13 protein-coding genes are annotated in these 11,588 nt (G+C 55.0%); 5 read left to right on the plus strand and 8 right to left on the minus strand.

From position 1 onward, the window contains the following. Positions 1-2: 2 nt before the first annotated feature. Entirely contained in the window at positions 3-554 is a 552-nt protein-coding gene (kefG, locus tag AC2FCQ_RS15275; RefSeq protein ID WP_209639452.1) for a glutathione-regulated potassium-efflux system ancillary protein KefG, read from the minus strand. Between the two features lie 256 nt (positions 555-810). On the opposite strand from kefG, the gene AC2FCQ_RS15280 reads away from it, so the two are divergent. Continuing rightward, a complete protein-coding gene (locus AC2FCQ_RS15280; protein ID WP_265556008.1) occupies positions 811-2,724 on the plus strand; it encodes an ABC transporter ATP-binding protein in 1,914 nt (637 codons plus the stop codon). A 78-nt stretch (positions 2,725-2,802) separates the two neighbouring features. Here the strand turns inward: AC2FCQ_RS15280 and tauD are convergent, their stop codons facing one another. From tauD to AC2FCQ_RS15310, 6 genes are all read right to left on the minus strand, one after another. After that, positions 2,803-3,651: a taurine dioxygenase gene (tauD, locus tag AC2FCQ_RS15285; protein ID WP_209639081.1), complete on the minus strand. Its 849-nt coding sequence runs from the start codon at positions 3,649-3,651 to the stop codon at positions 2,803-2,805. After that, positions 3,648-4,484, minus strand: coding sequence for a taurine ABC transporter permease TauC (gene tauC / locus AC2FCQ_RS15290; RefSeq protein ID WP_404760847.1), 837 nt, complete (start codon positions 4,482-4,484; stop codon positions 3,648-3,650). The genes tauD and tauC overlap by 4 nt, the downstream gene beginning before the upstream one ends. Next, positions 4,481-5,248, minus strand: coding sequence for a taurine ABC transporter ATP-binding subunit (tauB, locus tag AC2FCQ_RS15295; RefSeq protein ID WP_265556012.1), 768 nt, complete (start codon positions 5,246-5,248; stop codon positions 4,481-4,483). The genes tauC and tauB overlap by 4 nt, the downstream gene beginning before the upstream one ends. Before the next feature lie 9 nt (positions 5,249-5,257). After that, a complete protein-coding gene (gene tauA, locus AC2FCQ_RS15300; protein ID WP_404760846.1) occupies positions 5,258-6,253 on the minus strand; it encodes a taurine ABC transporter substrate-binding protein in 996 nt (331 codons plus the stop codon). A 124-nt stretch (positions 6,254-6,377) separates the two neighbouring features. Then, the gene (locus AC2FCQ_RS15305) at positions 6,378-7,160 is read right to left on the minus strand and encodes a PhzF family phenazine biosynthesis protein (protein WP_490308656.1); all 783 of its coding nucleotides are present in this window, start codon (positions 7,158-7,160) and stop codon (positions 6,378-6,380) included. Positions 7,161-7,170: 10 nt separating this feature from the next. Then, the gene (locus AC2FCQ_RS15310; protein ID WP_209639091.1) at positions 7,171-7,773 is read right to left on the minus strand and encodes a LysE family translocator; all 603 of its coding nucleotides are present in this window, start codon (positions 7,771-7,773) and stop codon (positions 7,171-7,173) included. A 118-nt stretch (positions 7,774-7,891) separates the two neighbouring features. Here AC2FCQ_RS15310 and AC2FCQ_RS15315 point away from each other — a divergent pair, with 118 nt between their 5' ends. From AC2FCQ_RS15315 to AC2FCQ_RS15325, 3 genes are all read left to right on the plus strand, one after another. Continuing rightward, positions 7,892-8,872, plus strand: a complete 981-nt coding sequence (locus tag AC2FCQ_RS15315) for a hydrolase (protein WP_209639093.1) — start codon at positions 7,892-7,894, stop codon at positions 8,870-8,872. Then, positions 8,869-9,102, plus strand: a complete 234-nt coding sequence (locus AC2FCQ_RS15320; RefSeq protein WP_012147255.1) for a YheU family protein — start codon at positions 8,869-8,871, stop codon at positions 9,100-9,102. Before AC2FCQ_RS15315 ends, AC2FCQ_RS15320 begins: the two co-directional genes overlap by 4 nt. A gap of 150 nt (positions 9,103-9,252) precedes the next feature. After that, positions 9,253-10,122 (plus strand): phosphoribulokinase, encoded by an 870-nt coding sequence (locus AC2FCQ_RS15325; protein ID WP_209639095.1) that lies wholly within the window; start codon positions 9,253-9,255, stop codon positions 10,120-10,122. 38 nt (positions 10,123-10,160) lie between these two features. On the opposite strand, the gene AC2FCQ_RS15330 is transcribed toward AC2FCQ_RS15325, so the two are convergent. Then, entirely contained in the window at positions 10,161-10,568 is a 408-nt protein-coding gene (locus AC2FCQ_RS15330; RefSeq protein WP_209639097.1) for an OsmC family protein, read from the minus strand. 379 nt (positions 10,569-10,947) lie between these two features. On the opposite strand from AC2FCQ_RS15330, the gene crp reads away from it, so the two are divergent. Then, positions 10,948-11,580, plus strand: a complete 633-nt coding sequence (gene crp, locus AC2FCQ_RS15335) for a cAMP-activated global transcriptional regulator CRP (protein ID WP_004718520.1) — start codon at positions 10,948-10,950, stop codon at positions 11,578-11,580. Positions 11,581-11,588: the final 8 nt, after the last annotated feature.

The raw sequence follows: 11,588 nt of genomic DNA on the forward strand, positions 1-11,588 counted from the left end.
GTTCATCTCCCTCCCTGTGGCAGCGGATGACGCAACCAGTCACCGTACGCGGCAGCATGGCTTTCCAGCACCTCTGGTTTCTGCCTGCGTGCCCAGTACACCAGCATCGGCGTCATCCAGTGCATGTGGCACATGGCGGCGGTCAGTTCGAATGGCCGCAAAATATCTTCCATCGGATAACGGTTATAGCCGCCAGTACGGTAGGCACCCTCAGGCTCACCGGTGGTGATCACCGAACGCCAATACTTTCCCGTCAGCGCATTGCCACCGATACCGCTGGCAAAGCCGCGCGACAGCACGCGATCCAACCATTCTTTCAGCAGGGCCGGGCAACTGTAGGTATAGAGAGGATGTTGAAAAACAATGACCTGGTGTTCACGCAGCAATTGTTGTTCGTGGTGAATATCAATAAAAAAATCAGGATAGTGCGCGTATAAATCGTGCACGGTGACATGTTCCAACTGCTGCGCCGGTCGAAGCAAAACCCGATTCGCTACCGAGTCCTGGGATTCCGGATGGGCATACAGCAGCAAGACCTTCGGCGGCTGTGACATCATTCCCCTCCAAAGCGTCGTCAGAGTAGCGGTTTTCCGTTACCATGGTCCGCAAAGACTAATAATAGGACAGCATACCCGTCGCTTTTCAAACTGCAGCGGTGCTACCTGCGTGCGTTAACCCCAGCCACTTACCTTAGTAGCTCCTGGGATAAACGCCCTTGTCGCCTGGCTGCAACGTGAAATTCATAGGGCATATAAGGCCTGTTAATTTAGAATCACCTCAATTTAACATACTCTGAACATACGGCGCTTTATGATTGTATTCTCCTCGCTACAAATCCGACGCGGCACCCGCGTCCTGTTGGACAACGCCACGGCGACGGTTAATCCAGGTCAGAAGGTCGGTCTGGTGGGAAAAAACGGCTGCGGAAAATCAACGCTGCTGTCATTGCTGAAAGGCGAAATGACCGCAGACGGCGGCAGCTACACCTTCCCAAGTAACTGGGCTTTGGCCTGGGTAAATCAGGAAACCCCTGCGCTGGATGTACCGGCGCTTGAGTATGTGATCGACGGCGACCGTGAGTTCCGCCAACTTGAAGCCGAATTGCAGTTGGCAAACGAAAAAAACGACGGCCACGCCATCGCCACACTGCACGGTAAACTTGACGCACTCGACGCCTGGACCATTCGCTCACGCGCCGCCAGCCTGCTGCATGGCCTGGGCTTTTCCAACGAGCAGTTACTCAATCCGGTTCGCGCCTTCTCAGGCGGCTGGCGCATGCGTTTGAACCTGGCGCAGGCGCTGGTCTGTCGCTCAGACTTACTGCTGCTCGATGAACCGACTAACCACTTGGATCTGGATGCGGTGATCTGGCTGGAACGCTGGTTGAAGGGTTATCAAGGTACGCTGGTGCTGATTTCGCATGACCGTGACTTCCTTGATCCTATCGTCGATAAAATCCTGCACATTGAGCAAGAAACCATCAACGAATATACCGGCAATTACTCCTCATTCGAACGCCAACGCTCGACCAAATTGGCACAGCAACAAGCGCTGTACCAGACCCAGCAGGAGAAAGTGGCGCATCTGCAAAGTTACATTGATCGCTTCCGGGCACAGGCGACCAAAGCCAAGCAGGCGCAGAGCCGTATCAAAATGCTCGAACGTATGGAGCTGATTGCGCCGGCCCACGTCGATAACCCGTTCAGTTTCAGCTTCCGTCAGCCAGAAAGCCTGCCAAACCCTTTGCTACGTATGGAAAAGGTCAGCGCGGGTTACGGCGACAAAGTGATCCTGAAATCGATCAAGCTGAACCTGGTACCCGGCTCGCGTATCGGCCTGCTGGGCCGCAATGGGGCAGGTAAATCCACGCTGATCAAAATGCTGGCCGGCTCGCTGGAGCCACTGAGCGGTGAGATTGGTCTGGCGAAGGGCATCAAGCTGGGTTACTTCGCCCAGCATCAGTTGGAGTTTTTGCGCGCCGACGAATCCCCCTTGCAACATCTGAGCCGTATAGCACCCCGAGTGCTGGAACAACAACTGCGCGACTATCTGGGCGGTTTTGGTTTCCAGGGCGATAAGGTCACCGAGGTCACCGAGCGCTTCTCCGGCGGCGAAAAGGCACGACTGGTACTGGCCTTGATTGTCTGGCAGCGCCCTAACCTGCTGCTGCTCGATGAACCCACTAACCACTTGGACCTGGACATGCGCCAGGCGCTCACCGAAGCGTTAATCGACTTCGAAGGCGCGTTGGTTGTGGTATCGCACGACCGTCACCTGTTGCGCTCCACCACAGACGATCTCTATCTGGTGCATGATGGCCAGGTCGAGGTGTTCGAAGGCGATCTTGACGACTATCAGCAATGGCTGAGCGACCTGCAACGGCAGGAAAACCAGCAAGATGCGCCAGACAAAGAAAACAACGCCAACAGCGCACAGGCACGTAAAGATCAGAAACGCCGCGAGGCCGAATTCCGCACCCAAACCCAGCCGCTGCGCAAGCAGATCGCCAAGTTGGAACTGCAGATGGAAAAACTGGGTGCCGAACTGACGGCGATAGAAGAGAAACTGGCGGACTCGGCACTGTACGACATCAGCCGTAAAGCTGAGCTGACTGAATGCCTGCAAAAACAAAGCCAGACCAAATCCGCACTGGAAGAGACGGAAATGACCTGGCTGGATGCGCAAGAGCAGTTGGAAAGCCTGGCCCAGGAATTTGAATCTTAACATTCAAGGCCGCTATCGTTATCGGAGAATGCCTGTGCGGGGGCGAGCTCACACCGCCGCTGCGCCGTGCAGACATTCTTACGCGCGATAAAAAGGTTTGTCCCCCAGAATGGTCGCGCGGTGCATGATGCGCCGCTGCGGCAGATAATCCGCGTTGGCGTAATGCTGCGTCACGCGGTTATCCCAAATGGCAATGTCATTTTCCTGCCAGCGCCAACGCACCTGGAATTCCGGTTTGGTAATATGCGCAAACAGGAAATTCAGCAGTGCATCGCTTTCCTTTGGTGCCAAATCAACAATCCTTGTGGTAAAGCCTTCATTGACGAACAGCGCCTGACGACCACTCACGGGATGGGTCCGCACCACCGGATGCAACAAAGGGGGATTTTTCTGCACCGCCAACTGCCAGCGCTGGTGTTCCTCTTCGCTACCACGATGCTTATGCTCCGGGAATGACTTGGTAAAATCATGTTCCGCCCTCAACCCCGCCAACAATTGCCTGAACGGTTCAGACAACGCGTCATAAGCCGCAATACCGCTGGCCCACAGCGTGTCACCACCGGCAGAAGGCAGCGTTTTCGCCGCCAAAATTGCCCCCAGCGGCGGGTTTTCGATAAAGGTCACGTCGGTATGCCAGTTATCATTATCCGGCGGATTATTATCATGGGTATCCAGCACGATGATCTCTTTCACATCGGCGGCCTGCGGGTAGACCGGGTGGATGTGCAGATCACCGAAGCGACCGGCTAAATTACGCTGCTGCAAGGGTGTAATTGGCTGATTACGCAAAAACAGCACTTGGTGTTTCAGCAAGGCATGGTAAAGCTGCTCGAATTGGCCGTCGCCCAAGGGTCTTGCCAGCTCAACGTTTTCCACCAGCGCACCGATATAGGGGCCCAACGGGATGATATTCAAACGTTCGTTCATTGTTGTACTCCATGCCACGGGGTCAATCGGCGCTGCAAGGCGCGCAGCCCCAGCTCCAACCCAAATGCAATAATCGCAATCACGCCAATGCCAGCCAGCACCACATCGGTAGCCAGAAACTCACCGGCGGATTGCACCATAAATCCGAGGCCGCGAGTGGCGGCAATCAACTCCGCGGCCACCAACGTCGACCAACCGACCCCGAGCCCAATACGGATGCCGGTCAAAATCTCAGGCAGTGCGCTCGGCAACACCACAAAACGCAGCACCTGCCAGCGGCTGGCGCCCAAGGCTTGGGCAGCCCGCACACGAACCTGAGCCACACTGCGCACGCCAGCGACGGCCGACAATGTTACCGGGGCGAAAATCGCCAGATAAATCAGTAATATCTTTGAAGTTTCGCCGATGCCGAACCAAATCACCATCAGGGGTAAATAGGCCAATGGCGGCACCGGCCGATAAATTTCAATCAGCGGATCCAGAATGCCACGCACCGTCTCATTCAATCCCATCGCGATCCCCACCGGGACCCCGATAATCACCGCGGCCAGCAGCGCTACCAGAATGCGCCCCAGGCTGGCGGCCAAGTGTTGCCACAGCGTGGCATCCATAAAGCCCTGCGGGCTGGCAATCGTGATGAGCTGATGCAATACCTGCTGCGGAGCAGGCAAAAATAATGGGCTAATCAGGTTCAGCGCCGTGACACCCCACCAGGCGGCCAATACCAACAACAAGGTCGCACTGCTTAGCCAGACATTACGCGGTACGCTAAACCGACGACGCACAACCACCTGCGGCTGAGCAACCTCTTTGAGAGCGGAATGCAGACTCATAGCAAGGCCTCGCGCTGTTGGAATACTTTGCCCAGCACATATTCGCGCTGCGCGATAAATTCGGGATCGGATTTGATTGAACGGCAAGCCTCGCCGTCGGCATAACGCTGGCCGAAGTTCAGCGACAAACGTTCCACCACCTGGCCCGGCCCCGGCGACAACAGCAACAGCTCGCTAGCAAGGAACACCGCCTCTTCAATATCATGGGTGATCAGAAGCACCTGCTTGCCGGTATCACGCCAAATGGTCAGTAACAGCTCCTGCATTTGCTCACGGGTAAAAGCATCCAGCGCGCCGAACGGCTCATCCAGCAATAGCAGGCGAGGATCGGCTGCCAGCGCACGTGCAATACCCACCCGCTGCCGCATGCCACCGGAAAGCTGCCAGATGAAATGCTGTTCGTAACCCGCCAAGCCGACGTGCTGTAACATCTGCTGCGCCACCTGGCGACGCTGTTGTTTGCCAACGCCGGCCAGCTGCAGGCCAAACTCAACGTTATCCACCACATTGCGCCACGGCAGTAAACCCTCATGCTGGAACACCACGCCCCGCTCGGCGCCAGGGCCATTCACGGTCGTTCCATCCAGCGTGATGCTGCCAGCTGAAGGCTCAATAAACCCGGCGATCAAATTCAGCAGCGTGGTTTTGCCGCAGCCCGAGGGGCCAAGCACCACCACCAGTTGCCCTGCGGCAATTTGGAACGAGACGTCGCGTAGCGCTGGACGCCCCTGATATTCTGCTGAAAGGTGATTAACGTTTAGCATTCTGCTCCCTTACGACTGCGGCGCAGCCTGCACCTGTTTTACAAAACGATCGGTGACATAGGCACTGTAATCACTGTCGACCTGTGGAATTTTGCCCTGTTGTTTGAGGAATTCCGCCGTATCGTGAATAGCCTTGTCCACCGGCTGACCCAACTGGGTGATCTGCTCCGCAACCGGCAGGTAGGTATTGCCCTTCACCAAGACCGGTATCTGCTCTTCCGGCACACCGCTTAGACGGGCCAGCGTGCTGAGATTTCCTTTGTCCTTCAGCCACTGATCCGGCTGCGCCAGATAGGCTTTTTGGGCATTCAGCGCACTGGCAGCAAAGGCCGTTACCACTTCAGGATGTTTTTCTGCAAAGTCTTTACGCACCACCCAGACATCAAGGGTCGGAGCCCCCCACTGTCCGACCTCGGCAGAATCCGTCAGCACCTTGCCTTGTTTGGCCAACTCATTGACCACCGGTGCCCAGACATAGGCCCCGTCGATATCACCGCGTTGCCAGGCAGCGGCAATGGCCGGGGGTTGTAAATTAAGAATGTTGACCTGCTCAGGTTTGATACCCCAGTGCTTCAACGAGGCTAGCAGGCTGTAATGGGTGGTAGAGATAAAGGGCACAGCGATGCGTTTGCCGATCAAGTCCTGTGGACTTTTAATCGTCTTCTTCACCACCAGGGCCTCGGAGCTGCCAAGTTGTGAGGCGATCAAGAACACTTCGATAGGGAGTTTCTGGCTGGCGGCTACTGCCAGTGGACTGGAGCCGATATTACCGATCTGCACGTCGCCGGAGGCTAGCGCACGCAACACGCTTGAGCCGCTGTCAAACTTACGCCAGTCAACGGTGGCACCGGACTGTTTAGCGAAGCTATTTTCCGCCTGCGCTACCTTGGCAGGTTCCGCCGACGTTTGGTACGCCACGGTCACGTCCACTGCGTAGGCGCTGGCCGTACTGAGTGACAACACCAGAAGTGCCGCGCTGCGTAATGAAAAGAGTTTGCTCGCCATGGTCCGCTCCAATGATAAAAGTCTGTTCAGTTGCTGACAGTTTTATCTGAGCGGTGACGAGCTATAAAAGAATAAAAAAAACTTCGTTATTACCCTAGAGAATATGAATTACAGGAAATCATCATCACGCCAACAGCTCCCCACGCAGGAAAACCCGGGCGTAACCACCAATCAAGGTGCGAGCCCCCTTCAGTTCGCAGAACAATTCACCACCGCGCACTGAAACCTGGCGTGCGCGCAGTTGATGACGCCCCAGACGAGCGGTCCAATACGGCATCAACGTGCAGTGTGCTGAGCCGGTTACCGGGTCTTCGCCGCCGTCGAGGGTGAAATAGCGGGAGACAAAGTCTACCGTTTCGCCCGGAGCACTGACGATCACCGCACGGCCGGTCAGGGCAATTAATGCCGGGACATCGGGGTGTACTGCCCGTACCTGCGCTTCATTTTCCAGCACCACCAGCAGCGCATTGGCCTGCCACACTTCCTGCACAGGGATCCCCAATAGCGCCGCCAACCCGGCAGGCTCTTCGATCTTCTGCGGTGGCCGAGACGGGAAGTCCAAAATCAAACGTTCACCATCCTCGACATCACGCTTAACGTACAGGTCGCCGCTTGCCGAGCGGAACCGAATATCTTGCAACGCCGGGTTTACCGCACTGAATATCACGTGCGCCGCCGCTAACGTGCCATGGCCACACAGATCGACCTCGCGCTGAGGTGTAAACCAGCGAATAGCCGACATATCGCCATCGTCCCAGACAAAACTGGTCTCCGGCAGACTTAGTTCATTGGCGATAGCCTGCATCTCTGCGGCCGACAATGGATGCTTCAGCAGGCAGACGCCGGCAGGGTTGCCACGGAACCCTTCGCCGGTAAAAGCCGCCACGTGGAAGTAATTTTCTGCCATCTGCAATTCCTTAATGCCAGATGAGTAACACACAGGCCGCCGTCAGCAGCCCCATAGAAACATTAAAGATGATCCAGGCCTTTTTGCTGCGCAACAGGCGACCAATCACCGTACCAAATCCCAGCCAAATCACCCCGGCGACGATATTCACCACCAAAATGCCCAGCGAGATTGCCAGAATCGACGTATTGTATTTATCGCCCGCCAGGCTGAAGCTTGCCACCGCCCCCAATGCCATCAACCAGGCCTTGGGGTTAAGGAACTGCAACAGCCAGCCCTGGTACAGACGTATCGGTTTGGGTGGCGCCACATCGGTTTCCAGTTTTTCATAGGCTGCCGTCGCCACTTTCCACGCCAGCCACAGCAGGTACAGGCTGCCGAGAATTTTCAGCACCAGGTGCAATGCGGGGTAAACCAGTATCAGGCTACCCACGCCGAACGCCACCAGCAGCAAAATACTTTGCATGCCCAACATGATGCCAATCATCAGCAGCAGTGAGCGCATAAAACCAAAGTTGGCGCCGGAAGTTGTCAGTAACATATTGTTTGGGCCAGGCGTGATCGCAGCAACCCACAAGAAGCCTAACATCGAAAGAAATAAACTCGGTTCCATGAGGTGGGTGCTCCTCACCCAGGGGGATTTTTTGCAGTATTATTGTTAACTCAGGTAGTGAAGCTAACAGCGCACTATTAATCTCACAATAGCCGCCAAAAAGATTTTTATTCACGTTATGCATGAATCCTTTCGCCCTTTGACCGGGGCCAGTAATCCACATTTACAGACACTGTTGCCACGGTTGGTGCGCCGCCGCGTGCAGCTAAAACCGCACTGGCAAAGGCTGGAATTGCCCGACGGTGATTTTGTCGATCTTGCCTGGAGCGAAGATCCCGCCCTGGCCAGCCACAAGCCACGCGTGGTCCTGTTTCACGGGCTGGAAGGGAGTTTCTATAGCCCCTATGCCCACGGTCAGCTCAGCGCCTGGCGCGAAAAAGGGTGGCTCGGCGTGGTGATGCATTTTCGCGGCTGTAGCGGCGTCCCCAACCGTAAATCACGTATTTATCATTCCGGCGAAACGGAGGATGCACGCTTCTTCCTGCAGTGGCTACGAACCACCTACGGAGAAGTACCAACCGCCGCGGTGGGCGTCTCGCTCGGCGGCAACATGTTGGCCTGCTATCTGTCCCAGCAAGGAAACAAGAGTTTGCTGCACGCTGCCGTCGTGGTATCTGCGCCGCTGATGTTGGAACCTTGTTCATGGCGAATGGACCAAGGCTTCTCACGGGTTTACCAGCGATACTTGCTCGGGCAATTGAAACAGAATGCCACCCGTAAATTATTGCACTACCCAGACACCCTGCCGCTTAAGCTGACGCAGCTTAATGCGTTGCGCCGCATCCGTGACTTTGACGATGCCATTACGTCACGCATCCATGGTTTCAACGACGCCACTGACTATTACCGTCGTTGCAGTGCCTTACCGCTGCTGCCGGCGATCCAAACACCGCTGCTGATCATCCATGCCAAAGACGATCCCTTTATGACCGCCGAGGTGATCCCCGACGTGGCCACACTGCCACACAATATCGAATACCAGTTGACCGAGTTTGGCGGCCACGTCGGCTTTGTCGGCGGCACGTTGAACAAACCCCATATGTGGCTGGAATACCGTATTCCATCCTGGCTTGCCCCTTATCTGGAAACAACCTCGTGATTATCCCCTGGAAAGAACTGGAAACTGAGACCCTTAATAGCCTGATCGAGTCCTTTGTGCTGCGAGAAGGGACGGACTACGGTGAGCACGAGCGCTCGCTGGAGCAAAAAGTGGAAGATGTGCGCCGTCAGCTGAAAAATGGCGAAGTATTGCTGGTGTGGTCAGAACTGCATGAAACCATCAACATCATGCCGCGAGGGCAGTTCCGTGCCGGGCAAGAAGAAATTTAGTCTTGCTCGGTTCTATGACTGACGGAAAAAATCAGGTAACAATGGGCTATTGCAAACCAACGCGCGGAATTTTGCCCTTGGCGAAAGGGCGTCAAACAGACCAATAACCATAACTGACGCCTGCGCATTTAACACGGAGTGAGCACCACTATGTCCGCCAAACATCCCGTTATCGCAGTGACCGGTTCTAGCGGAGCCGGCACTACCACGACCAGCGTGGCGTTCCGTAAAATCTTTCAGCAGCTGAATATCCGCGCCGCAGAGCTGGAAGGCGACAGTTTCCACCGCTATACCCGACCGGAAATGGACGCAGCTATCCGTAAAGCACGCGATCTCGGCCGTCATATCAGTTATTTCGGCCCCGAAGCCAACGACTTCGGCCTGCTGCAACAAAGCTTTCTCGACTACGGCAAGAACGGTACCGGCCGTTCACGCAAGTATCTGCATACCTACGATGAAGCGGTGCCCTATAACCAGGTTCCCGGTACCTTTACACCTTGGGAGCCTTTACCGGCACCGACTGACGTGCTGTTCTATGAAGGGCTACACGGCGGCGTAGTGACCGAACACAACGACGTGGCCAAACATGTCGACCTGTTGGTTGGCGTGGTGCCTATCGTGAATCTGGAATGGATTCAGAAGCTGATCCGCGATACCGGTGAACGCGGCCACTCCCGTGAAGCGGTGATGGACTCGGTGGTACGTTCGATGGAGGATTACATCAACTACATTACGCCGCAGTTCTCACGCACCCATATCAACTTCCAGCGGGTACCCACGGTCGACACGTCGAATCCGTTTGCCGCCAAGGCGATCCCTTCGCTGGACGAGAGCTTTGTGGTGATTCACTTCCGCGGCCTGGATCAAATCGACTTCCCTTATTTACTGGCGATGCTGCAGGGATCCTTTATCTCACACATCAATACGCTTGTGGTGCCGGGCGGCAAAATGGGGCTGGCGATGGAGCTGATCATGGCACCCTTGGTGCAGCGTCTGCTGGAAGGCAAAAAAATCGAATAAGTGGGTAGAGCGCGGCAGTCAGCCGCGCCTTTTCACCATTAGGCCACGTCGCGGATTTCAAAGCTGTGAGTCACGCTGGCGGCCTTACTCAGCATCAATGACACCGAGCAGTATTTCTCCGCCGAGAGATTCACCGCCCGCTCAACGATTTTGTCGCTCAGATCTTTACCGCTCACGATAAAGTGCAGGTTGATATGGGTGAACAGCCGCGGTGCTTCTTCACGTCGTTCAGAAGTCAGCTTGACCTCGCAATCACGCACATCATTACGCCCTTTTTGCAGGATCGACACCACATCGATAGCACTACAGCCCCCTACCGACATCAGCACCATTTCCATCGGGCTGGGCGCTTTGTCGCCCGCATTGCCGTCCATCAACACCTGATGGCCAGACGCGGATTCACCCAGAAACGTTAACCCTTCCACCCACTTAACTCTTGCCTGCATACTGGTCACTCCGGTTAATTTCTTAAAATCAGGGTACGCTTTCGCATAGAAACTGGCAACGGAACCTGATGCTAATCATGCTGAAGCGAGACAACACAAGACACCCGCCTCACTCTGTGCTACAAACAGAGCCGCAATAAATCTTTCCGGGACACTGATTTCAGGGAAACTCCCAGGGAAAGGCTCCTTTACCGGTATGTTAACAGAATGTAGCTTGCAGCTCTCCCGGCAAGTTAATATGCTAGAGCGACAGCGTATATTTATGACACGCCTCAAAATCTGCTGATAGCCACCATTAAAACAACGGCGACAACAGGTTTTACAGGGAACTCTGACCCCTGTGACACAAGGCAGCGATAACAACAGAGGATAACAGCGAATGGTTCTCGGCAAACCGCAAACAGACCCTACTCTCGAATGGTTCCTGTCTCATTGCCATATCCACAAATATCCATCCAAAAGTACGCTGATTCACCAAGGTGAAAAAGCCGAAACGCTTTACTACATCGTCAAAGGCTCCGTCGCGGTGCTGATTAAGGATGAAGAAGGTAAAGAGATGATTTTATCCTACCTTAACCAGGGGGATTTCATCGGCGAGCTTGGATTATTTGAAGAAGGTCAGGAGCGTAGCGCCTGGGTTAGGGCGAAGACCGCCTGCGAAGTGGCTGAAATTTCCTACAAGAAATTCCGCCAGTTAATTCAGGTCAACCCGGACATCCTGATGCGCCTGTCAGCCCAGATGGCAAACCGTCTGCAGATAACATCTGAGAAAGTGGGTAACCTCGCCTTCCTGGACGTTACAGGCCGTATCGCGCAAACACTGCTGAACCTGGCGAAACAACCTGATGCCATGACCCATCCTGATGGTATGCAGATTAAAATTACTCGTCAGGAAATTGGCCAAATCGTCGGTTGTTCACGTGAAACCGTTGGCCGTATTCTGAAAATGCTTGAAGATCAAAACCTGATCTCCGCCCACGGCAAAACCATTGTCGTTTACGGCACGCGTTAATCACTGAA

The sequence above is a fragment of the Serratia sp. CoH_134_PS_4 genome (assembly GCF_058190535.1).